General features: G+C 70.2%; 17 protein-coding genes. 9 read left to right on the top strand and 8 right to left on the bottom strand.

Annotated elements, in window-relative coordinates; genetic code table 11:
• The first annotated feature begins 97 nt into the window (after positions 1 to 97).
• Entirely contained in the window at positions 98 to 949 is an 852-nt protein-coding gene (locus tag FBZ89_RS00515; protein WP_186457114.1) for a LysR substrate-binding domain-containing protein, read from the top strand.
• Here FBZ89_RS00515 and FBZ89_RS31825 read toward each other — a convergent pair whose 3' ends face one another.
• Positions 950 to 2,665 (bottom strand): saccharopine dehydrogenase family protein, encoded by a 1,716-nt coding sequence (locus tag FBZ89_RS31825; protein ID WP_145748086.1) that lies wholly within the window; start codon positions 2,663 to 2,665, stop codon positions 950 to 952.
• A 200-nt stretch (positions 2,666 to 2,865) separates the two neighbouring features.
• Between FBZ89_RS31825 and FBZ89_RS00505 the strand changes: the two genes are divergently transcribed.
• The 4 genes from FBZ89_RS00505 to FBZ89_RS00490 all read left to right on the top strand — a co-directional run bounded on the left by FBZ89_RS00505 (position 2,866) and on the right by FBZ89_RS00490 (position 6,830).
• Complete coding sequence (locus FBZ89_RS00505) at positions 2,866 to 4,083, top strand: dipeptidase (protein WP_145748085.1); 1,218 nt, start codon at positions 2,866 to 2,868, stop codon at positions 4,081 to 4,083.
• Between the two features lie 166 nt (positions 4,084 to 4,249).
• Positions 4,250 to 4,831: a TetR/AcrR family transcriptional regulator gene (locus tag FBZ89_RS00500; protein WP_145748084.1), complete on the top strand. Its 582-nt coding sequence runs from the start codon at positions 4,250 to 4,252 to the stop codon at positions 4,829 to 4,831.
• Positions 4,832 to 4,858: 27 nt separating this feature from the next.
• A complete protein-coding gene (locus tag FBZ89_RS00495; RefSeq protein WP_145748083.1) occupies positions 4,859 to 5,566 on the top strand; it encodes a glutathione binding-like protein in 708 nt (235 codons plus the stop codon).
• A gap of 43 nt (positions 5,567 to 5,609) precedes the next feature.
• Complete coding sequence (locus FBZ89_RS00490) at positions 5,610 to 6,830, top strand: YbfB/YjiJ family MFS transporter (RefSeq protein WP_186457113.1); 1,221 nt, start codon at positions 5,610 to 5,612, stop codon at positions 6,828 to 6,830.
• 122 nt (positions 6,831 to 6,952) lie between these two features.
• Here FBZ89_RS00490 and FBZ89_RS00485 read toward each other — a convergent pair whose 3' ends face one another.
• The 4 genes from FBZ89_RS00485 to FBZ89_RS00470 all read right to left on the bottom strand — a co-directional run bounded on the left by FBZ89_RS00485 (position 6,953) and on the right by FBZ89_RS00470 (position 11,627).
• Entirely contained in the window at positions 6,953 to 8,566 is a 1,614-nt protein-coding gene (locus tag FBZ89_RS00485) for a sensor histidine kinase (RefSeq protein WP_211115055.1), read from the bottom strand.
• A complete protein-coding gene (locus FBZ89_RS00480; protein ID WP_211115054.1) occupies positions 8,563 to 9,330 on the bottom strand; it encodes a response regulator transcription factor in 768 nt (255 codons plus the stop codon). The genes FBZ89_RS00485 and FBZ89_RS00480 overlap by 4 nt, the downstream gene beginning before the upstream one ends.
• An 11-nt stretch (positions 9,331 to 9,341) precedes the next feature.
• The gene (locus tag FBZ89_RS00475; protein ID WP_145748082.1) at positions 9,342 to 10,886 is read right to left on the bottom strand and encodes a DUF4153 domain-containing protein; all 1,545 of its coding nucleotides are present in this window, start codon (positions 10,884 to 10,886) and stop codon (positions 9,342 to 9,344) included.
• Between the two features lie 279 nt (positions 10,887 to 11,165).
• Positions 11,166 to 11,627 carry a hypothetical protein gene (locus FBZ89_RS00470; protein WP_145748081.1) on the bottom strand — a complete coding sequence of 154 codons (462 nt, stop codon included), beginning with the start codon at positions 11,625 to 11,627 and terminating at the stop codon, positions 11,166 to 11,168.
• 244 nt (positions 11,628 to 11,871) lie between these two features.
• Here FBZ89_RS00470 and FBZ89_RS00465 point away from each other — a divergent pair, with 244 nt between their 5' ends.
• Positions 11,872 to 12,732 carry a protein-methionine-sulfoxide reductase heme-binding subunit MsrQ gene (locus tag FBZ89_RS00465; protein ID WP_145748080.1) on the top strand — a complete coding sequence of 287 codons (861 nt, stop codon included), beginning with the start codon at positions 11,872 to 11,874 and terminating at the stop codon, positions 12,730 to 12,732.
• 3 nt (positions 12,733 to 12,735) lie between these two features.
• Here FBZ89_RS00465 and FBZ89_RS00460 read toward each other — a convergent pair whose 3' ends face one another.
• On the bottom strand, positions 12,736 to 14,319 hold the full coding sequence (locus FBZ89_RS00460) for a hypothetical protein (protein ID WP_145748079.1): 1,584 nt from the start codon (positions 14,317 to 14,319) through the stop codon (positions 12,736 to 12,738).
• A gap of 273 nt (positions 14,320 to 14,592) precedes the next feature.
• Here FBZ89_RS00460 and FBZ89_RS00455 point away from each other — a divergent pair, with 273 nt between their 5' ends.
• Positions 14,593 to 15,711 (top strand): NAD(P)/FAD-dependent oxidoreductase, encoded by a 1,119-nt coding sequence (locus tag FBZ89_RS00455; RefSeq protein WP_145748078.1) that lies wholly within the window; start codon positions 14,593 to 14,595, stop codon positions 15,709 to 15,711.
• Between the two features lie 19 nt (positions 15,712 to 15,730).
• On the opposite strand, the gene FBZ89_RS00450 is transcribed toward FBZ89_RS00455, so the two are convergent.
• A complete protein-coding gene (locus tag FBZ89_RS00450; protein ID WP_186457112.1) occupies positions 15,731 to 16,942 on the bottom strand; it encodes an MFS transporter in 1,212 nt (403 codons plus the stop codon).
• A gap of 395 nt (positions 16,943 to 17,337) precedes the next feature.
• Here FBZ89_RS00450 and FBZ89_RS00445 point away from each other — a divergent pair, with 395 nt between their 5' ends.
• Both FBZ89_RS00445 and FBZ89_RS00440 read left to right on the top strand, forming a co-directional pair.
• Positions 17,338 to 18,468, top strand: coding sequence for a D-alanyl-D-alanine carboxypeptidase family protein (locus tag FBZ89_RS00445; RefSeq protein ID WP_211115053.1), 1,131 nt, complete (start codon positions 17,338 to 17,340; stop codon positions 18,466 to 18,468).
• A 118-nt stretch (positions 18,469 to 18,586) separates the two neighbouring features.
• A complete protein-coding gene (locus FBZ89_RS00440; RefSeq protein WP_145748076.1) occupies positions 18,587 to 19,621 on the top strand; it encodes a YeiH family protein in 1,035 nt (344 codons plus the stop codon).
• A gap of 4 nt (positions 19,622 to 19,625) precedes the next feature.
• Here FBZ89_RS00440 and FBZ89_RS00435 read toward each other — a convergent pair whose 3' ends face one another.
• Entirely contained in the window at positions 19,626 to 22,019 is a 2,394-nt protein-coding gene (locus tag FBZ89_RS00435; RefSeq protein ID WP_145748075.1) for an ABC transporter permease, read from the bottom strand.
• Between the last annotated feature and the right edge of the window lie 2 nt (positions 22,020 to 22,021).

Genomic DNA, 22,021 nt, shown 5'->3' with positions numbered 1-22,021 from the left:
CACCATCATAAAGTGCTGGACGGCCCATCTTGAAGACTGCTTACAATTGTTATTGTGATCATGTTTATGAATGAGCGTATCGCCGCCGGGGATGGGCATGCTGGACACCACGTTGTTGCGCACCTTCATGGAGGTGGCGCGCGCCCAAGGGTTTACCGAGGCCGGCCGCCGGCTGGGCCTGCGCCAGTCCACCGTCAGCCAGCAGATCGGCCGGCTGGAGGAGGCGGTGGGCCGCCGCCTGTTCGTGCGCGACACCCACACCGTGCGCCTGACCGCGGATGGCGAGGCGCTGGTGGAATTCGCCCGCGGCATGCTGGAGCTGGAGGAACGGGCGCGGCAGCACTTCGCCGGCGCCGACCTGCGCGGCCGGGTGAGGCTGGGCGCGGGGGAGGACTTCGTCATCTCCCACCTGTCCGACGTGCTGGCCGCCTTCGTGCGCCGCCATCCCGCCGTGGACCTGGAACTGACCGTGGGCCTCAGTGGCTTCCTGTATCAGAAGCTGGACGCGGGTGAGCTGGACCTGGTGCTGGCCAAGCGCCGCCCGGGCGACACGCTGGGCCGGCCGCTGTGGCGCGACCGCTTCGTCTGGGCGGGGCGGGAGGGGGAGGTGCCGGATCCCGCCAAGCCGGTACCCCTGGTCCTCTACACCCCACCCAGCATCAGCCGCTCCGTCGCCCTGGAAAGCTTGGAACGCCACGGCCGCCCCTGGCGCATCGCCTGCGTCAGCGGCAGCCTCAGCGGCCTGCGCGCCGCCGCCTTGGCCGGCCTGGGCGTCACCGTCCAGCCCCGCGCCATGCTGCCCAGCGGCATGGCGGAGGTGCCGCACCTGCCGCCCCTGGTGGATGTCGAGTTCGTTCTGGCCGGCCCCGGCGCCACGGGGCGCGGCCCGGCGGCGGCCCTGGCCCAGGCCATCATGGACAGCGCGGTGAGGTTGCAGGGGGCGGCATGATCAGCTGGGCCCCAGCCACCCCCGGTAATGTACGATCAGTCCCGCCAGCGGATGGCTGAGGCGGACGTCGAAGTGGAAGCGGTCGCCGTTCGGCGTGGGCGCCACCGTCTCGGTGGCGTCGCTGCGCGGCGCCAGCCACAGGGGCAGCGGCAGGCCGAACAGGGTCCAGCGGCGCAGGACCAGGGTGACGCCGTCGGCATCGGCCACCAGGGCCATGGCGAAGGCGGCGGGGCCGAAGCTCTCCACCACCAGATGCTCGTCGCGGCCCCGGCCCAGGCTTTGCCGGCTGGCGAAGCGGCGGCCCGCGAAGTCGCGTGCCCACAGTTCGCCATCCTCTGCGGTGCGGCTCAGGGTGACGGTGACGGGCACGTCGGTGCCGCCGGGCGGGAAGCCGACCAGCCAGGCCGCCAGCCGGGCCAGCGGCCCCCGGCCCCGGGTGACGGCGGCGCGGCCGCGCCAGGTGGCGGGTGCGTCGGCGGGCAGGGTATGAAGGGCGCGCCAGGCGGCAGGCTGCCGGTCCCAGGCCTCAACCCCCATCACCTGGGCGAACAAGGGCGCCTCCGATCCGGGGATATCGCGCACACCGGTGCGGATGGCGCGGGGGGCGAACAGGGACTGGTAGTCCGCCAACTCCAGGTCGGTGACGGCGGCGCGTGCACCGGGCGGTGGCGGTGAGCCCGCCAGCCAGCGGCGCACCAGGGCGGCGGCCGGCATGGCGGGGATGTAGGGGCCGTCATCGCCCTCCGCCACCATGTGCCAGGATCGCGTCGCCGATTGGCCTCGCGCGTCCCGTCCCGTGACCTCGACGACCATGCCGCCGCGATGCTCCCCCCAGCGGAGGATGCCGGCGCCCCAGTGGAACAGGGGCGCCAGGGGCAGCAGGCTGGGCAGCATCCTCAGCCGCACCAGCCAGGCCAGGCCGGTCATGAGCCGGTGCACGCTTTCCGGCCGCGTGCCCGCCCCCACCCAGATGTCGCGCAAGCCCGGCCACAGGGGCGGCAGCACCCGCAGGTCCGGCACCTCCACCAGGGCGAAGCGGGTGTTGCGCAGGGGCAGGATGCCCGGCGGGGCGATGGTGTGGCGCCGCACCTCCGTCATGGCCTGGCCCCGGGTCCAGGCGCCGCCGCGCATCAGGGGCAGGGGCCGGCCGGCATAGCTGGCGATGGCGCGCAGCACGTTGGCGCCCACCACGGCGTAGGGGGAGGGGGCGACGCCCGCCACGATGCCCGTCACCGCCGTCCAGCCCGGCGTCAGGTGGCGTACCGCCACCGCCGTCAGCACGGGGAAGCTGCTGACCCCCGGCAGGACGGGGATGCCCCGGGCGTGCGCGGCCCCATCAAAGGCCTGGATGCCCATGACGAAGTCGGCGCCGTCCGCCAGGTCCAGATAGGGCAGGCCCAGGTCCAGGCAGGACTGGACCACGCGGTAGGGGGTGTCGCCATAGACCTGGAAGGGGCCGGTGGCATCGATTACCAGGTCGGGCGCCGCGGCCGCCAACTGGGCCGCCAGATCGCCGTCGCGGTCAAAGGCCAGGGGCGACAGCCGGGTGGCGCCGCGCGCCCGCGCCAGGGCCGCGCAAAAAGCGGCGGCCTTGCCCGCCGACCGGCCGGCGATGACCAGAATCAGGCCCGGCTCATCCGCCAACAGCGTGGCGATTCGGCCGCCGAAGGTGCCGTAGCCGCCGATGATCAGGACCCGCAGGCCGGGTTTGGACATCCGTGCACTTCCTTCGCAGTGGCTGCCGACGGCGCCCGTCATCAAGGCACAGTCTGGGGCGGATGACAAACGGCGGCGGGGCGGCGGGACGGTGTCCCGCGGCGGTGGCCATGCCGCGCTTCCCTTTTCCTAGGCTTTGCGCAATCGTGGGGGTGGCGACCCGGCGTCAGGGCGGGCGCCTCATGGGGAATGGGGACCGGATGACGATGATGGATCGCCGCGCCGTGCTGGCGGGGGCCATGGCGACCTTGGGCGGCGGCCTGGCCGCCGGCCCGGTACGGGCGCGCAGTCGCGCCGCCGACGCCGCCTCCAACACATCCTCTGGCAAGCCCGTCACGGAGCCGTCAATGCGTGCGCCCCTCATCAATTTCCTGGGCGGCTTCTCCAACCCCAACATCGAGGTGGACGCCACGCTGGACCCGCAGTCGGCGGCGGCCCGGCTGCCCGACACGCCGCAGGCCAAGGTGGACGCCCGCGCCCTGGCCGATGTGCGCCAATCGGGTCTCACCGCCGTGAACCTGACCCTTGGTTATGTCTCCGGCCCCCTGGACCCGTTCGAGTTCACGGTGCGCGACATCGGCCGCTGGGACCGGCTGATCCGTCAGCATCCCGGGGCGCTGCGCAAGGTGTACACCGCCGCCGACATCGTTGCGGCGCAGACCCAGGGCCAGCTGGGCGTCATCTACGGTTTCCAGAACGCGGTGCAGCTGGGCGACGACCTCGACCGGGTGGACCTGTTCGCCGACCTCGGCGTGCGCATCATCCAGCTGACCTACAACCCCGCCAACCCGCTGGGCGCCGGCTCGATGGCGCCCAACACCGGCCTGACCGATTTCGGCCGCCAGGCGGTGGAGCGGCTACAGGCCGCCCGGGTCATGGTCGACCTGTCGCATAGTGGGGAGAAGACCTGCCTGGACGCTCTGGCCGTGGCCAAAGGCCCCATCACCATCAGCCACACCGGTTGCCGCGCCGTGTGCGACCTGCCGCGCAACAAGACGGATGCGGAGCTGCGCGGCGTGGCCCAGGGCGGCGGCGTGGTCGGCATCTATTTCATGCCCTTCCTGACGCCGGACGGCCACGCCAAGGCCGACGACGTGGTGCGCCATATCGAGCACGCCCTGGCCGTCTGCGGCGAGGATCATGTGGCCATCGGCACCGATGGTGATGTCACCGGCATCGATGACCTGGACCGTTACCGCGCCGTGCTGCGCGAGGAGATCCAGCGGCGCCGCGCCGCCGGCATCAGCGCCACCGGCGAGGCGGAGGACACCTACCCCTTCGTGGTCGATCTGCGGGGCCCCGGCCAGTTCACCCACCTGGCCGACCTGTTGTCCAAACGCGGCCACACGCCCGCCCGCATCGACAAGATCCTGGGCGGCAACGTCCTGCGCTTCGCGCGCGACGTATGGGGGGCGTGAGGTGCCACACGTCGGCGCCGTCGCCCTTCCTCCCCACGGCACAGTGATTTTCACGCGATGGGGCTTGTGTTCTGTATCGAGTGCTCTAATTTAACTGGAGCGAGCGATACAGAACCGCCCCGCATGGGCGTTGGGCGGTTCTTTCCGGATTTGGGGAGAGACCGCCATGGCGCGGCCGCGTGAGTTTGATGAGGGGGTGGCCCTGCAGGCCGCCGTCGACGGGTTCTGGTCGCAGGGCTATGGCGCGGCCAGCACCCGGGATCTGGCGGCGCGCATGGGGCTGACCACGGCCAGCTTCTACAACGCCTTCGGCGACAAGCGCGGCCTGTTCATGAAGGCGCTGGACCAGTATCTGAGCGGAACGCTGAGCCAGCGCATCGCCCGGCTGGACCAGCTGCCGCCGCGCCAGGCGGTGGCCGGCTACCTGGCCGATGTCGTGGAACGCTCCCTGGGTGATCCGCAGCGGCGGGGGTGCATGCTGATCAACGCCGCTCTGGACGTCACGGCCCAGGACCCGGACATCCGCGCCGAGGTGGCTGGCGGCCTGGGTGAAATCCGCGCCTTTTTCCTGCGCCACCTGCAGGCGGGCCAGGCCGACGGCACCATATCCTCCGCCCAGCCGGCGGAAGACTTGTCCCACCTGTTCCTGAGCGTGGTGGTGGCCATGCGCGTCATGGCGCGCCTGCACGCCGACCGTGACCAGCTGGAGGGCATGGCCCGACCGGCCCTGGCCCTGCTGGGCCCCTGACATCCGCCCGACCCCGTGAGGTATCCGATGATCGAGCTGTACTACTGGCCCACCCCCAACGGCCACAAGATCACCCTGTTCCTGGAAGAGGCGGGGCTGGACTACACCATCCACCCGGTGGACATCAGCGCCGGCGACCAGTTCAAGCCGGACTTCCTGGCCTTCTCCCCCAACAACCGCATGCCGGCCATCATCGACACCGCGCCGGCTGATGGGGGTGAGCCCATCACCGTGTTCGAGAGCGGTGCCATCCTGCTGTACCTGGCGGAAAAGACCGGCCGCTTCATTCCCGCCGACGCGCGCGGCCGCAAGACGGTGACGGAATGGCTGTTCTGGCAGATGGGCGGCCTAGGCCCCATGGCGGGGCAGAACCATCACTTCGTGCAGTACGCGCCGGAACGCATCCCCTACGCCATGACCCGCTATGTCAACGAGACCAACCGCCTGTACGGCGTGCTGAACCGCCGCCTGGCGGGCCGCACCTTCGTGGCGGGCGATGACTATTCCATCGCCGACATGGCGATCTATCCCTGGATCGTGCCGTGGCAGCGGCAGCAGCAGAACCTGGACGACTTCCCCGACCTGAAGCGCTGGTTCGAGGCCGTGGCCGCCCGCCCCGCCACCGTCCGCGCCTACGCCAAGGGGGAGCCCCTGCGCAGCCGCCCCACGGTGACGGAGGAGGGGAAGAAGATCCTGTTCGGCCAGACATCGACGAACGCACCCACCATCAAATAAGGCCAGCACCGTAAAGCCGGCCGCAGCATAGGCAGTTCATCCCATGTCCACCTTCACCACCGGGGACGGCACCGTCCCCCGGCACGCCCCCGGCTTGTCCGCCGCCTCCTGGATGGCCGCCATCGCCGGCCTCAGCGGCAGCCTGGTCGCCGTCGGCCTGGCGCGCTTCGCCTACACGCCCCTGATCCCGCCGCTGATCGACGCCCGCTGGTTCGCGGCCGGTGACGTGGTGACCCTGGGGGCGGCCAACTTCGCCGGCTACCTGGCGGGTGCGCTGCTGGGCCGGCCCCTGGCCGCGGTCCTGACCAGCCGCTGGGTCCTGCGCCTGATGATGCTGGCCGTTACCGTGGCGTTCTTCGCCTGCGCCTTCCCGGTGTCGCTCGCCTGGTTCTTCGTCTGGCGCTTCCTGTCCGGCCTGGCCGGCGGCGCCATCATGGTGCTGGTGGCGACAAGCATCCTGCCGCATATCCTGCCGGCCAGGCGCGGCCTGGTCAGCGGCATCATCTTCGTCGGCCTGGGGCTGGGTATCGCCGCGTCGGGCACCGTGGTGCCGGCGCTGCTGCGCCTTGGCCTGGTGCAGACCTGGGTGGGTCTCGGCGGCCTGTCGCTGCTGTTGACGGCCCTCAGCTGGTTCGGCTGGCCGGCCAGGGACCTGCCGGCCCCCGTCGCGACAGCGGGTGAGGTGGCGGGTGGGCGCACCGGCGGGATCCTGCGCGTGCTCTACGCCGAATACGCCATGAACGCCCTGGGCTTGGTGCCGGTCATGGTGCTGCTGGTCGACTACGTCGCGCGCGGCCTGGGCCGGGGGGCGGATGTCGGCGCGTTCTACTGGGTGTTGTATGGCGTCGCCGCCATCGCCGGACCCCTGGTCAGCGGCCCCATGGCCGACCGCCTGGGCGCGGGGCTGGCCTATCGATTGTCCCTGGCCCTGCAGGCGGGGGCGGTGGCCCTGCTGGCGGTCAGCGGCCATCCCGCCGCCATCGCCGCTGCCACCGTCGTGCTGGGCATTTTCACCGCTGGCATCGTGCCCCTGGTGCTGGGCCGAATCCGCGAACTGCTGCCGCACAGCCACAAGCAGCAGCAGGCGGCGTGGAGCCGCGCCACCACCGCCTTCGCCCTGTTCCAGGCGCTGGCCGGCTATGGCTATTCCTACTTGTTCAACCATAGCGGCCAGGATTACGCCCTGATCTTCCTCTGCGGCGCGGTCGCCCTGGTGGTGGCGCTGGTGGCCGACACGGCGGCGGCGCTGGGTGGGCGAAAATGAAACCAGCGGCATAAGGTTATCCTTATGCCGTAGCCCGCGACTGCGGGCGCCGGACCTTTCCGGGGAGGACAAGCCCAGCCGCCGGATGGCGGCGCCCGGCGCTTGGGGGACGCCTCAAGCCTTCAGGCCCGGGGCAGGGTCACCTCGAACACCGCCCCGCCACTTTCCGGCGCGTCGCCCAGGCGGATGTCGCCGCCGTGTGAGCGCAGCAACGATTGCACGATGTGCAGGCCCATGCCGGTACCGCCGCTGTCCCGCCGGGTGGTGAAGAAGGCGTCGAACACCCGGTCGCGGTTGGCGGGGGAGATGCCGCGGCCGTTGTCGGCCACGGTGACCACCACCGCCCAGTCGCGGAAGGCCACGGTGATGTCCAGCGCGGTGGCGCCGTGGCGGCCGGCGTTGTCCGCCAGGTGGCCGAACAGGATCATCACGTTCTCCGCCGACATGGCGACGGCGGCATCCTCGCCGCCGGCGGTCAGCGCCAGGCCGGGGAACTGGGCCGCCAGCTCGGGCCAGGCGGCGGCCAGGCTGGTGCGGCCCCCGCGCACGGGGTTGTCCGCCTGGGCCAGGTCGCGCAGCCGCTGCACCAGGGCCGTCAGGCGGCGGGTGTCGGCCAGGATGTTGCCCAGGAAGCGCCGGCGCTGTTCAGTGTCCATGGGCCCGGCGTCCATCGCCTCCTCCCCCTCCAGGTCATCGCGCAGCAGCTCGGCCGCCCCCTGGATGCCGGTCAGGGGTGATTTCAGCTCGTGGCTGACATGGGCGGCGAAGGTGGTGATGTAGCGCGACCGGTCGGACAGGCGCTGGGCCATGTCGTGGAAGCTTTGCGACAGCAGGGCGATTTCCCGGGTGCCGTAGTGTGGCGCGTCGGCCGGCCCCTCGTCCAGGCCGCGGGTGCCCAGTTCCCGCGTCTGCCGCACCAGCTGGTGGATGGGCCGGGTGATGGTGCGGGAAAAGACGAAGGCGATGATCAGGATGACGGCCAGGATGCAGCCGCCGGCCAGGGCCACCTTGCGCCGTTCCCCATACAGGTGGCGGAAGATGTTGTTGGGTGTGCGCGAGGCGTAGATGACGCCGGCCACCCGGTCGCCGTCTTGGGCATGGGCGATGACGGGCAGGGCCACGAACACCCGCACGCCTGTCCCCCGGCTGATGGAATAGAGCGGCGGGGGCTCATGCTGCGACCGGCGGATTCGCAGGGCCGCGTGGTATTGGCCGGCCAGCGCGCCCGCCACCTCCGGCACGCCGGCCAGGGACAGGCCCACCTCCTCCGCCCCGGCCAGGATAGTGCCATTGAAATCCAGCACGCGCACGCCGGCCAGCATCTGGTCCTGCGCCCGCTGGGCGATGGCGTAGATTTGGGCGCCGATGGTCTGCAGGGCTGGGTCCACGGCGGCGGTGGCCGGCACGGCCGCCGGCCGGGCGCCCAGCACGTCGTCACTGGTCAGGTCCAGCGCCGGCTCGATGGGATGGAACCGTTCCTCCGGTGCCAGGGATGTGATGGCGGTGGGCGACAGGGCCGGCGGAGGGTCCAGCCGTTCCACCGCGTCGGCGTAGGCGGCGGCCAGCACGCTGGCCTGGGCGATCAGCTCCGCCTCCGTCTGGCGGACCAGCTGGTTCTCATAAAGGCGGAAGAAGAACAGGCCAGCCAGGGGCAGGGCCGCCACCGCCAGCAGCACCGCCACCACGATCATGCCCAGCGACGGGCGCCATTTGGCACGGACGCGCAGGGGTGTCACGGCGCCGTGCCCGTGGTGCAGGGGCCCGTGGTGCAGGGGCCCAGGCGGAAGCCCACGCCGTGCACCGTCTCCACCGCGTCCTCGCAGCCCGCCGCCTGGAACTTGGCGCGGATGTTGCGGACATGGCTGTCGATGGTGCGGTCGGAGACATGGATGTTGTCGGGATAGGCCGCGTCCATCAGCTGGTTGCGGCTGAACACCACCGCCGGCCGTCCGGCCAGGGTCTTCACGATCATGAATTCGCGGGCCGTCAGGCCCAGCTCACGGCCCGCCACCGTGGCCCGGTGGCCCGCGCTGTCCAGCACCAGGGCGCCCCGGGTTATGGGGGGAGGTGCCAGGGGTGGGGCGTCCTCTTGCGGCGTTGCAACCAGGGCCGCGCTGGGGGACGCCCCTTGGGGGGTGCCGCGCGCGCGGCGCAGGATGACGTTGACGCGGGCCACCAGCTCACGCGGGCTGAAGGGCTTGGTGACGTAATCGTCGCCGCCCATCTCCAGCCCCAGCACGCGGTCGATCTCCTCATCCCGGGCGGACAGGAACAGGATGGGCACGTCGGAGGCGCGGCGCAGGCGGCGGCAGACCTCCAGCCCATCCATCTCCGGCATGCCCACGTCCAGAACCACCAGGCTGGGCGGGTTGCGGGTGGCCAGGTCCAGGGCGTCCACGCCGTTCCCCGCCCATTCCGCCGCCATGCCGGCCTTTTCCAGGGCGAAGCACAGGACATCACGGATGTGAGGATCGTCATCGACGACAAGGATGCGGTGCATGATACCCATCATTACTGGCCTTCGTGATCGATACCATCTGGATGGGCGGCCAGATAGTCCCGCAAGCCCTGATCGCGCACGGTCCAGCTGCGCCAGTCGGCGTGGCGGGTCAGGAAGCGCTGCGCCAGACTGCGGCGCAGGGCCTCGACGTTCGCGCCGGAGACATCGCCGGCGTCGGCCCGGCTGTGCAGTGGCAGGGTGATGTAGCGGTCCAGCGCCGGGATGGCCTGCGGCCCCAGGCGGCCCAGATACGTCCAGTCCAGGTCGGGCCCACCGCCTGCCGCCTCCCGGCAATGGTCCACGTTGTAATTGGCGATCAGGGCCGGGATATTGGTCCAGGCGGCGCCGTACAACAGGGCCACGGTCGCGGCCAGATTGGCGCCCACCAGCCAGCGGTTGGACCGGCCCAGCGTCATGCGCGTCAGGATCAGGCCCAGGCCCACCGCCACCAGGGCCATCCACAGGAAAGCGGCCAGGCGCAGCCCGGTCAGGGAATAGGCAGCCACATAGGCGGCCAGGCGCAGCATGGCCGACAACACCAGCAGGATGTTCTGCGCGATCCAGGCGACGATCAGGCGGCGCACGGTGCCGGTCACCGGCGGCCGTTCCAGCGCCACCAGCACGAACAGGGCGGCCAGCAGGGCGGTCAGGACCAGGGGATAGGTCCCTTGGTGGGCGTAGGCCGCGTAGGTCACGCCCTCCGGCAGGTCGTGGCCGGTCCAGAGATAGTAGACGTCCATCGCCGATTGCAGGGCGAACAGGGCGTTGAACAGGGCCAGCGCCCGCACCACCGTGGCCGGTGACAGCAGCAGGGCCAGCACGGGATCGTCCGGCCCCCCATCCCGCCCCGCCAGGGCCGACGCCGGGACATGGCCGGCCAGACCGGCGACCTTGACGAAGGGCCACAGCAGGGCCAGGGCCATCATCCAGAAGACGATGCGGCCGGCGTCGATGTCCCCCAGGAAGGCCAGAGGCAGGCGATCCACCCACAGGCCCAGCACTGGGTTGGCCGTGATGAACAGCAGACAGAAGATCAGGCCGAGACCCAGGGGCAGGACCCAGCGGGCGGCCGCGGCGACGATGGCGCTGCGCCGGAGATGGTTCACTCCCCACTCCAGGGACGCCAGGCTGTCGCGCCCCAGCCGCCAGGGGCCCAGCACCAGCATGGCGCCCACGGACCGTACCCTGCCGTCCAGGCCGGCCGGCCAGCGCCCCGTCAGGTGGAGCAGGCAAGCGGCTATCGCCGGAATAGCCAGCAGCAGCGACAGCGGCGTGACGGCATCGACCAGCAGCGCCAGCACGGCCACCAGCGTGATCGCCGCCGTCGCCCATCGGCCCATGCCGCCCACCGGCGGATTCACCAGCAACGCCCCGCCGAAGAGCAGGACCAGGAAAGCGGGCAGGGCGACGCCCAGCGGTGCGTCGTAGAACAGGGCGGTGGCCAGGGTCGCCAGGCCGGCCAGAACGATGCCGCTGGACGGGTGAGGGGTAGGCAAGCCGGGGCCGCCGCCGCCAGGTGTCGCGCCGGCGGCTGGGACGGGGATGGTGTTGGTCATGGGGCCGGGGTCTTCCTGGTCTTGAAGGGCAGGATGACGGCCGTCGGGCCCCAGGATCCCGGGCGCGGGTTCGCCGCCAGCCACCAGCCGTCGCGCAGGACGCCAACGGGAAGCTGGGCCGGCGGCAGTGGCGCGGATGGGGGGGGCAGGGGTGGGGTTCCGGCGGGTGTCATGCCGCCGTTATGCGATGCGACCGTGCAGCCCTGGGGGCGCCGGTCAGCAGATATCCAGCGTCTTCTGTGCAGATTTTGTGCAGGCGGGCGGCCAGGGCCCGCCGCTTTACTTCGCCTTGATGGTCACCGTCAGGGTGTCGGTGTAGTGGCCGGCGATGGTCTTGGCGTTGCCGGCGATGGTCACGGCCAGGGCGGCCGTCTTGGCGAAGGTGGCCTTGGACCGGGTGACGGAGACGCTGCCGCTGCCGTTGCCGGTGGTGCCGTCGTAGAGAGTGGTGAAGGTGACCGTGTTCTTGCCCGACTGCAGCTTGCCATTGTTGGCGGAGTTGACCGTGATGGTGTAGCCCTTGGCATCGTTGCAGTTTTCAACCACGCTGCCCACCTGGCGCTTGGTCTCCCCGCCCACCACATCCAGGGCGATACCCAGGTCGGTGACATCCACGGTGCAGGCGGTGACGACGGTGGCCTTCAGGCCGATGGTGTTCTTGGCGGTGGCGGCGCGGGCCGGCGCAATGGCGGCGGTCCAGGCCAGGCAGCCCAGGATCAGGGCTGTCAGCAGGCGGGTCATGAAGTGGTCCTCGGTTCCGATGGGCTTAAAGCCCGTTTTGGCGATGGTTAACGCAAGGACCGGGCCAGCTGCGGCAGATGGCCGCGTGCGGTACGGTACGTAAGCAATTAATTAGGGATGATGGTTCGGTCTATCCCTCTGAAAAGGCGAAGATAATGCGTTATGCAACGATGATGCCCGATACTGTTGCTGTCAATTTTGCAAACAGTATTGCATATCGCAGCGGCTTCCCCGGGGGCCGGGCATGAACTGGCGTCTGTGGCAGGACCGGGCCGGCCGCTATTCCTGGCTGATGACGCTGGTGCTGGCGGGCCTGTGCCTGCCCATGGTCCTCATCGGTTATGACGCGGTCATGGGCCAGCTGGGGCCCCGGCCCTACACCGCCTTCATCCACCAGGTGGGGGTGTGGACCTTTCGCTTCCTGCTGCTGTCGCTGCTGGTGACACCGCTGGCGCGCATCGCCCGTTGGCCGGCGCTGGTCACGGTGCGGCGGCGCATCGGCGTGGCCGCCTGCCTCTATGCCGTGGTGCATCTGGGCGGCTATGCCGCCGACCAATCGCCGGACCTTCTGCACATCGCGTCGGAGATCGCGCGGCGCATCTATCTCACCATCGGGTTCGTGGCGCTGCTGGGCCTGGTGGCGCTGGGCGTCACCTCCACTGACGGTATGATCAAGCGGCTGGGCGGCCCGCGTTGGCGCCGGCTGCACGCTTTGGTCTACCCCATCGCCATCCTGGGCCTGATCCACTATTTCCTGCAGGAAAAGGCCGACGTGACGGTGCCGACCCTGATGGCCGGCTGGCTGGCCTGGCTGTTGGCCTATCGCCTGCTGAACCGCGTGCTGCCCGATGGGCAGGCCCGCTCCATCCCCGTCCTGCTGGGCCTCAGCGTCCTGGTGGCCGTGGCCACGGCGGGGGCGGAGGCACTGGGCTTCTGGGCCGTGCGCCACCTGCCGCCGGATCTGATCCTGGAGGCCAACCTCAGTTTTGACCTGGATGTCGGCATCCGCCCGGCTTGGTATGTGCTGGCCGGCGGTCTGGGTCTGACCCTGGCGTCCGTGGCGGGCGACCTGAAGCAGCGCGCGCGCCGACTGGCGCGGGCGTAGGCCTCAGCCTTTCAGCCCGCGGCTTTCCGCCAGGGTGACGAAGTTCACCAAGTTGGCGTCGCGCCAGTGCTTGGTGCGGCGCAACTCATTCTGCGCCTTGGCCAGCAGGGTGGTGATCAGGGCCATCTCGGCGCCGGTCATGGGCGTGGCGTCGCGCAGGCGGTCGGTGGCCGTCTGCACCAGCCCCTGGTCCAGCAGGGTCATGCTTTCGCGCAAATCGGCGCCCACGGCCTGTGACAGCTCCGCCGCGCGCACGGCCTGGCCCAGCCGCTCCCGGCTGTCGCCCGCCTCGGTGCGGGAGAAGGCGGCGCGGTAGGCGTTCGTCAGGTCCTCCACCAGCCGCTCGCGGAAATCGCTGTAGCGGGTGCCCCAATGCAGGCTGCGCGTCAGGGTGTTGCGCCAGCGCATGGTGTAGCCCAGCGCCCAGGCCAGCGCGGCATGGTCCAGCGCCATCCGGCCTTTGGCATGGGCCGTGACCGACACGCGCATGGACAGGTAGGGGTACAGCGCGCCCTCCACCTTCTTGATCATGGTGTCCAGGTTGCCGTGGGCCAGGCTGGCCTCGCGGCCGTCGCGCAGCAGGTCGAATTCGTCGAACAGGGTCAGCAGGTCATCCAGGTAGACCAGCTCCCGCTCCAGCAGTTCCCGGCGTTCCGAGGCGACGACCAGGGGGCGGCGGGCCACCTCGCCGGCGCCGGCCAGGGCGCCCAGCTCATCGGCCAGGACCTGGCAGGTGCGGGCCAGGTGGCGCACCAGGGCCGACAGCAGCACCGGCTGCCAGTCGGTGGGGCCCTGCACCAGATAGCCGCTCATCTGCCGATAGGCGCGGTGGCGGTTCAACAGCACCAGGGGCATCAGCAGGGTCAGCTGGTTGGCCTGGGCCGCCGGCACGCCCGGCGCCTGGAAGGACAGCACGGCGGCGGCCCCGTCGGCCCCGCCATTGTCGTCATCGCCATTCAGGCCCATGACCAGACGGGAATAGGGACCGCCATTCTCCAGCAGCGTGTACAGCAGCGACAGGTCGGCCAGCATCAGGGGGCGGGGCACCACCCCAAGGTTCTTACGCGTCGCCTCCGTCCGGCGCCAAGCGTTCATCGCCTCCAGCAAATCCCTGGTGGCGGCCTTGTCCTGCAGGGTTTGTGACAGCCGCGCGGCGGCGGCCACACGCAGTTCCTCACGCAGGGCCAGGGCCTTGGGCGTGCGCAGCACCACGAACAGCGGTTGTTCCTGGGCCAGGGCCGACAGGGTCTCATCCACCGAGCGGCTCAGCGGCGCCAGCGGCTTGGCGGCCAGGGCGGACCACAGGCCGCCCACGTCCAGCGGGTGGATGCTGCCGGGGCAGTGGAATTCCTCCCGCAGCAGCCAGGGGTCGCTGGTCAGGAAGGGTTCGAACAGCTGGGTAAACTGGCGCCGGGCATGGGCCTGGCGCTGGGCGTTCAGCTTCTGGATCAGGGCGCGGCGCACCATGGCCCGGCTCTGGTCCGGGCTGGAGTCGACCTCTTCGAACAGTTTGCGCGCGGCCTCGGGCGACAGCCGGTCCACCAGGTCGGTCAGCGTGCGGGCACGATCCTCTTCCGCCGGGGTCATGTCCTGCCCCGAAGGCCGCCGCGGCAAGCCGTGCTCAACCCCATGCTTCCAACCTCATAGCCCATGCGCCAACAGCATCCAGTATGGCCTGCGGATATTTCCGGCAGGTAAACGAACCCGACGCAAGGTAATACGCCCCGGCCCCCGGGGCCGGCAATTATCTTAAAGGTTTGACCCTTCCAAAAGGTTTGGGGCGGTGTTTATGCCTGCGGCATTGCGCGACGCCGCACCGTCCGGGCAGATTTGACCCTGAGTGCAGGATAGGAGCAGGGCATGGCCGGCGCGGACTCGGATTTCGACGCGATCGTTGTGGGGGCGGGGGCGGTGGGTCTGGCCTGCGGCCGCGCCCTGGCCCTGCGCGGCCTGACCGTCGCGGTGCTGGAGGCGGAGGACGCCATCGGCCAGGGCGTGTCGTCCCGTAATTCCGAGGTGGCGCATGGGGGGCTCTACTACCCCACGGGCTCGCTGCGGGCGCGGTTCTGCGTCGCCGGGCGGCGGATGCTGTACCCCTTCCTGGACGCCCACGGCGTCACCTATGACAAGTGCGGCAAGCTGGTGGTGGCGACGGAAGAGGCGGAGTTGCCCCGGCTGGAGGGCATTCTGAACCAGGCCCGGATCAACGACGTGGAAGGCATGTGCTGGTTGAGCGCGGCGGAGGTCCACGCGCTGGAGCCGGACTTGCGCGCCGTGGCCGCCCTGGTCTCGCCCGAGAGCGGCATCTTCGACAGCCACGGCTACATGGTGGCGCTGCGCGGGGAGATCGAGGGGCGGGACGGCGCCGTCGTCACCGGCACGCCGGTGTTGGGGGCGACACCACTGGAAGGCGGCGGTTTCGCCGTGCGCACGGGTGGGCGCGACCCCACCACCGTCACCACCCGTCTGCTGGTGACGGCGCCGGGCCTGTCGGCCCAGGATGTGGCGGCCCGTATTGAGGGCTTCCCGGCCGACCTGATCCCCCGGGCGCACTACGGCAAGGGCAGCTATTTCGCGCTCAATGGCCGGGCTCCGTTCAAGCGCCTGGTCTATCCGCCGCCGATACCCGGCGCCTTGGGCGTGCACTATCGCCGCGACCTGGGCGGGCAGGCGCGCTTCGGCCCCGACCTGGAATATGTCGAGGCGCCGGACTATCGCGTGGATCCCAGCCGCGCCGACGGCTTCTACCGCTACATCCGCCGTTTCTGGCCGGGCCTGCCGGATGGCGCCCTGGTGCCGGACTACGCCGGCGTGCGGCCCAAGATCCACGGTCCCGGGGAGGCGCAGCCCGACTTCCGCCTGGACGGGCAGCCGGTCCACGGCCTGCCGGGCCTGGTGGCCCTGTTCGGCATCGAGAGCCCGGGGCTGACCTCCTCGCTCGCCATCGGCGAGGCGGTGGCCGATTTGCTGGACGCATGAGTAAGGGAAGACCGGACCGTCAGCGCGCCCCGGGCGCGGTTGCTCCCTGGGCGCGGTTGCCCATGAGTGCCAGACCGCCCAGCGCCAACACGGCGGCGATGCCGCTGGCGATGGCCAGGCCCAGGAAAGCGCTGAAGATGTCGCCGAAGCGATGAGACAGGGTGGTGACGACGAAGGCGCTCAGGAACTGCCCGACGAAGAAGGACGCCTGCCACAGGCCGGTGGCCCGGCCGCGGATCTCGAACGCCAGGCCGCGCAGGGCCCAGGTCAGCAGGGTGGGCAGGATGAGGCCGCAGCCGAACTGGGCCAGCGCCACGGAGGCCAGCAGCCACCCAGGGCCGGTTGCCAACGCCATGCCGCTGAAGCCCGCGCCGCAGAGGGCGAAGGCCATCAGCAACAGCACGGTCACGGGCAGGCCGGAGAGGCGTTGGAAGGCCAGGGTGCCCACCGGCACCGCCAGGCTGGCCGCCGCCGTCATTCCGCCGATGGCGGCGGGGTCGGTGATGCCCCGGCCAGTGAGCGCCAGGGACAGGTCCACCTGCACGGTATAGAACAGCACGGCGGCAAAGGCGGTGATGGCGCAGATGCCGCCCAGGCGCCCCCATGGGAAGGCCACCTTCCGGTGCGCCTCGGGATGCTGGAGGAGGTCCGCCGTCTCCTCCGGCTCCCAGGTGAAGAAGTGGATGCCGGCCAGCAGAAGCAGGCTGCTGGCATACACGGCGAAAGGGGCCCGCCAGCTGATGCTGCCCAGCGCGCCGCCGATGACGAATAGCGCCACGGCGGAGATGGAGGCGACGGCGGTCTGCAGCGCCAGCCATTTCTCCCGCTGGTGCCCCTTGAAGTAGTCGCCGATCAAGGTGGTGGTCAGGGTCATGACGGCGGCCTCGGTTACCCCCACCACCACGCGGCTGGCCAGGATGGCGCGGAAATCATCAAGGACCAGCGGGGCGACGCCACAGACGGCGTACAGCAGCATTGACAGCATCAGCAGCCGGCGGCGGCCGAAGCGGTCGGCCAGCCAGCCGGCGGGGGCGGAGAACAGGGCCACGCACAGGGCCGGTGTCGTCAGGATCATGGGCACCCAGTAATCGGCCTGGGGCATGTCCTTGAAATGCGCCAGCATTTGCGGCAACACCGGTGCCAGCACGACGACGCCCATCACCGACATCGTGCTGGGCAGTAGCAGCGCCAGGCCCTGCGGCAGGCCGGCCGTCCGACTTTTGGAAGCCACGTCACATACCCTCCCTGGGGACGGGCGCGGGCGCCGGTCCGTTATCCTCCTGTCATGTCCGGGGCGGGCTTTTTCCGCCGGCCTCCGAACCATGACGCCCCTAAACTAGAAGGCGGGGACAGGGCGGTAAAATCGGGCTTTCCGATATCACGCATCGGCGGCACCGGCAGATCGCTATCGGCGGACCAGGACGACGCCCAGGATCAGCAGCGCCGCGCCGGCAGCCGGGCGGGAGAGCACGGTGGCAAGGGGTGAATCACCCTTTATCTTGTTGCGTCATCTTTATCCCACCCAATACCTGGACAGAATCCGTTGAATCTTCTACCCCTAGGGACAGTATTTCATTCCCTAGGGGCGAGAGGAGCGGCACGGTGGGTTTCAAGGGGGCGATTGGGGTGGCGCGGCGTGTTCTGGGCCGGCTGGGGGCCGTCGTCGCGGCGCTGGGGGCGGTGGCCGTCGGCTTGGGGGCGGCCCATCCGGCGCAGGCGGGCTACGCCTCCCTGGTGGTCGACGGCGGCACGGGCGAGGTGCTGAACGCCGTGAACCCGGATGAGCAGAACCATCCGGCGTCGCTGACCAAGATGATGACGCTCTACCTCACCTTCGAGGCCATCCACCAGGGGCGCCTGCATTGGGAGGATGAGTTGCCGGTGTCGCGCAACGCCGCCAACAAGGAACCGACCAAGCTGGGGCTGGAGGTTGGGCAGACGGTCAGCGTCAAGGACTGCGTCCTGGGCATGATCGTCATTTCCGCCAACGACGGCGCCACCGTGGTGGGCGAGGCCCTGGCCGGCGGCAGCGAACAGGTGTTCGCCCGCATGATGACGGACAAGGCCCACCAGCTGGGCATGACCAACACCGTGTTCCGCAATGCTTCCGGCCTGCCTGATCGCGAGCAGGTGACGACGGCGCGCGACATGTCGCGCCTGGCCATGGCCCTGCACCGCGACTTCCCCCAGGACTATCACTACTTCGCCACGCGCGAGTTCGATTTCGAGGGACGCCACCTCACCGGCCACAACCGCCTCATGTACCGTTACCCCGGCATGGACGGCATGAAGACCGGCTTCACCAACGCCTCCGGTTCCAACCTGGTATCCTCCGCCGTGCATGACGGGCGCCGCCTGTTCGGCGTGGTGTTCGGCGGCAGCAGCGCCAAGACCCGCGACAAGCTGATGGAAACCCTGCTGGACAACGCCTTCGCCAACCGCGACACCGACCCCAAGCTGGTGGCGCTGGCCGCCGGCCGCCCCCTGACCCGCGTTGCCCGCGCCCGGGGCACCGGCCGCGTCGCCCACGCCGGCCGGGCCCGCACCGTGCACGTCGCCGTGGCCCCGGTGCAGCGGCGCGGCCACGCCGCCGCGCGCCAGCGCGTGGCCTCGGGTCACGCCGGCCGGCATGGGACGGCCCATGCGGCATCCAAGGGCCATGCCCACGCCAAGGGAGTGACGGTGGCGGGCAAGGCCGCCAAGGGCAAGGTGGCCGGCAAGGCGCACGGGCATCATCACAAGGTTGCCGCCGATTGATCTAAAAATAAGATCGATATCAACAGAACAATCTGTTGGATGGTTTTGTGTGAAATGGCGATGTTTGGGGGCGCGGTCCAATGGGGTCGCGCCCCTTTCGCATCAAGGCACCGCCACCATGGTCCACACCGCCCATACCGCCGCCGCACACGCCGTCCGCTGGCCCACGCTGGCTTCCGCCACCCGCCTGGTCCCGGGCCTGGTCTACTGCCTCATCCCGGCGGCGGCCGGCCTTGCCCTGCACCGCGTGCCCGCCCTGGGATTGTTCAGCCCCATGATCCTGGCCGTGGTGGTGGGTATCGCGCTGCGCAGCGCGATCGGCCTGCCCAGGGTGACGCAGGCGGGGGTGACCTTCGTGCTGAAGCGCCTGTTGCGCATCGCCGTGGCCATGCTGGGCCTGCAGTTGACGGCGGCCCAGGTGGCGGCGGTGGGGCCCACGGGCGTCGCCATCATCGCCGTCAGCCTGGTGGCCACCTTCGTTTTCACCAAGACGGTGGGCCGCTGGCTGGGCGTGCCGGCGCCGCTGGCCGAACTGATCGCCGCCGGCACCTCGATCTGTGGCGCCTCGGCCGTGGTCGCGGCCAACACCGTCACCCAGGCCGATGATGAGGATGCGGCCTACGCCGTCGCCTGCGTCACCGTCTTCGGCAGCATCGCCATGCTCAGCTATCCGGCCCTGGGTGCCGCCTTGCATCTGGCGCCCCGCGCCGTGGGCCTGTGGGCCGGCGCATCCATCCATGAGATCGCCCAGGTGGTGGCCGCCGCTTTCCAGTCGGGCCAGCAGGCCGGGGAATTCGGCACGGTGGCCAAGCTCACCCGCGTGGCCATGCTGGCCCCCCTGGTCCTGTCGCTGGGCGCCCTGCGCCGCCGGCGGGAAGGCACGGGCGGCAAGCCCATGCCCATGCCGTGGTTCATCCTGGGCTTCGTGGCGCTGGTCGCCCTGAACAGCCTGCACGCCGTTCCCGCCGTGGTGAAGGACTGGGCCCCCGGCGTGACCACCAGCCTGCTGACCCTGGCCCTGGCCGCCATGGGCCTGCACACCCACGTCGGCCGCATGGCCGCCAAGGGCATCGCCCCCCTGGCCCTGGGCGCCCTGGCCAGCCTGTTCATCGCCGGCCTGAGCCTGGTGCTAATCGTGACGGTGTGGGCGTGACGCCTTACTCGTAACGCAGGGCCCGTATCGGCTTGGCTTTGGCCACCCGCATCGATTGGCCCGCCACCGTCAGCCCGGCGATCGCCAGGGCCAGGGCGGTGGGGGCCAGCAGGGTGAAGGGCCCAACATCGACGTGGGTGGCAAAGCTGTCCAGCCACTGGCGCAGGCCCCAGTAGGTCGGGATCCAGACCAGCACGCCGGCCAGCAGCACGGGCTTGGCGAACTGCCACAACAGCAGGCGGACGATGTCGGCGACGGAAGCGCCATAAACCTTGCGCACCCCGATCTCCTTGGTGCGCCGCTCGGCCGTGAAGGCGGACAGGCCATAGATGCCGGCGCAGGCCATCAGCACGTTGACGGCGCTGAACAGGATGAAGATTTGCGCCTCAAGCCGGATGATCAGGGTCAGCATGGCAACGTGGTCGTCGAAGAAGAAGCGCTGCACCGGCACGCCGGGGTTGAGCGCCCGCCAGGCGGCATCGACGGCGGCCAGGGTGGTGGCACCGCTGTCCTTCAGCTTCACATAGATCAAGCCGTCATTGGTGGTGTCGTTTTCCCGCCCCCGCACCCGGAACAGCAGGGGTGGGATTTTCCCTTCCAGGTCGCCCAGGGAAAAATCGGGGACCACGCCCACCACCTCCAGCCGGCTCTCATAGCCATACAGGGACAGGTTCAGGGTCTGGCCGACGATCTCTTCCGCCCGGCCCCAGCCCAGCGTGTGGGCCGCCGTCTCGTTCACGATCACGGTGTTGCCGGGCTGGGGCGTGCCCGCCTCCTGGGCGCGGGCGGGATCGAACAGCCGGCCGGCCAAGGGTTCGATATGGAACAGGGACAGGAAGGCCGCGTCGGCATTCACGCCGCCCAAGGCCACCGTGCTGCCGTCCGGCAGGGTGGCCTTGTAGGACGCACCACCCTGGGGCGACAAGGATTCCCTGTCGGCGCAAGCCATGCTCCGCACGCCGTCCGCCGCCGCCAGGCGGTCGCGCAGCGCGGCCGGACAAGTGCCCTGCAAGACCACGATATTGGACGGGTCGTAGGGCAGGCGGGCGTGGGTCAGCATGACCTCCTGCCGATGCACCACCAGCGTGACGCTCAGCAGGGCGATCAGCAGCATGAACTGCCCCACCACCAGGGCCTGGCGGATGCGGCTCGACCGATCGCCGCCCCCGCCGGCCCCCCTCAGGATGGCGCCTGGCCGGTATGACGACAGGACGAAGGCGGGATACGCCCCGGCCAGCATGCCCACCGCCAGCACCAGGCCCAGGATGATGGCGATGACGTCGGGCGCCGCCAGTTCCAACGCCATCTCGGTATGCAAAATGCGGTTGGCCGGGCCCAGGGCCAGTTCGGTGAACGACATGGCCACCACCATGGCGACGGCCACCAACAGCGTCGTCTCCAGCAGGAATTGGGTAATCAAGTGGCGGCGGCGGGCGCCGCTCAGCTTGGCGATGCCGATCTCCATGGCCCGCTGGCCCGCCCGTGCCGTGGCCAGCGCCACGAAATTGATGCAGGGGACGATCAAGGTCATGGTGGTGATGACCAGCATCATGGCCATCAGGGCCCGTGACCGGGGGCTCAATTCCGGATCCAGCGGGATGTCGTTCAACGCCACGCCGCGCAGCTTCATCTGCCCCACGTCGTCAGCCTGCCGGTGCCGGGCCAGCAGTTCGTTCAGGGCCCGGTCGGCCGCCGCGGCGCTGGCGCCGGCCTTCAGGCGGAAATGGGTGAAGACGGGGTTGAAGCCGGCCGGATTCATGCGGGTGTCACCGGCGGCGGCGGTCAGGCTGGATTTGGCGTTTAGGCCCGAGGCGAAGGCGCTGCCATCATGCAGCGCCCCGCGCGCCGGCGAATCCTCGACCACGGCCATGACGAGGAAGGACTGTCCGCCCATGTCCACCGTCTGGTCCAGCGGCGCGTCCTGGCTGAACAGCTTGCGCGCCAGGGACCGCGTCAGCACCACGCCATCGGTGGTGGCCAGCGCCGTGGCGGGATCCCCGGCCACCACGGGCAGCGGCAGAACCTGGAACAGGGTGGGGTCGGCCCAGATGACGACCTCGCGAAAGGCGATGTCACCCCGCCGGATGATTTGTGGGTTGCCGATGAAACGGGTGACCACCTCGACATCGGGCATGCCCGCCGCCATCAGCCCGGCCAGGGGGGCGGGTGTCATCCACATCTGGGCGGGGGCCTGCCCAGGCGTGATCACCGTGCCCGTCACCATGTATGTCCGGCCATGGAGGGGGATGTCGCGGCTGTAGGTCATGATGTCGCGGGTCAGCAGCGCCATCATCAGTGCCGCCGTCAGGCCGATGGCCATGCCGACGAAGGTGATCAGCACGTCGGCCCGGGTGCGCCGGATACCACGCAGGGCCAGGCGCAGGATGGTAGCCAGCATGG

This window comes from Nitrospirillum amazonense (assembly GCF_007828045.1).
GTDB classification, from domain to species: Bacteria; Pseudomonadota; Alphaproteobacteria; order Azospirillales; family Azospirillaceae; genus Nitrospirillum; species Nitrospirillum amazonense_C.
This window is presented reverse-complemented; position numbering and strand designations above follow the sequence as displayed.

What these genes read in the sequence shown, in the direction of transcription:
- FBZ89_RS00515 (WP_186457114.1), top strand. Translation starts at nt 98, where the DNA reads ATGCTGGACACCACGTTGTTGCGCACCTTCATGGAGGTGGCGCGCGCC.
- FBZ89_RS31825 (WP_145748086.1), bottom strand. Translation starts at nt 2,665, where the DNA reads ATGTCCAAACCCGGCCTGCGGGTCCTGATCATCGGCGGCTACGGCACC.
- FBZ89_RS00505 (WP_145748085.1), top strand. Translation starts at nt 2,866, where the DNA reads ATGACGATGATGGATCGCCGCGCCGTGCTGGCGGGGGCCATGGCGACC.
- FBZ89_RS00500 (WP_145748084.1), top strand. Translation starts at nt 4,250, where the DNA reads ATGGCGCGGCCGCGTGAGTTTGATGAGGGGGTGGCCCTGCAGGCCGCC.
- FBZ89_RS00495 (WP_145748083.1), top strand. Translation starts at nt 4,859, where the DNA reads ATGATCGAGCTGTACTACTGGCCCACCCCCAACGGCCACAAGATCACC.
- FBZ89_RS00490 (WP_186457113.1), top strand. Translation starts at nt 5,610, where the DNA reads ATGTCCACCTTCACCACCGGGGACGGCACCGTCCCCCGGCACGCCCCC.
- FBZ89_RS00480 (WP_211115054.1), bottom strand. Translation starts at nt 9,330, where the DNA reads ATGCACCGCATCCTTGTCGTCGATGACGATCCTCACATCCGTGATGTC.
- FBZ89_RS00475 (WP_145748082.1), bottom strand. Translation starts at nt 10,886, where the DNA reads ATGACCAACACCATCCCCGTCCCAGCCGCCGGCGCGACACCTGGCGGC.
- FBZ89_RS00470 (WP_145748081.1), bottom strand. Translation starts at nt 11,627, where the DNA reads ATGACCCGCCTGCTGACAGCCCTGATCCTGGGCTGCCTGGCCTGGACC.
- FBZ89_RS00465 (WP_145748080.1), top strand. Translation starts at nt 11,872, where the DNA reads ATGAACTGGCGTCTGTGGCAGGACCGGGCCGGCCGCTATTCCTGGCTG.
- FBZ89_RS00460 (WP_145748079.1), bottom strand. Translation starts at nt 14,319, where the DNA reads ATGACCCCGGCGGAAGAGGATCGTGCCCGCACGCTGACCGACCTGGTG.
- FBZ89_RS00455 (WP_145748078.1), top strand. Translation starts at nt 14,593, where the DNA reads ATGGCCGGCGCGGACTCGGATTTCGACGCGATCGTTGTGGGGGCGGGG.
- FBZ89_RS00440 (WP_145748076.1), top strand. Translation starts at nt 18,587, where the DNA reads ATGGTCCACACCGCCCATACCGCCGCCGCACACGCCGTCCGCTGGCCC.
- FBZ89_RS00435 (WP_145748075.1), bottom strand. Translation starts at nt 22,019, where the DNA reads ATGCTGGCTACCATCCTGCGCCTGGCCCTGCGTGGTATCCGGCGCACC.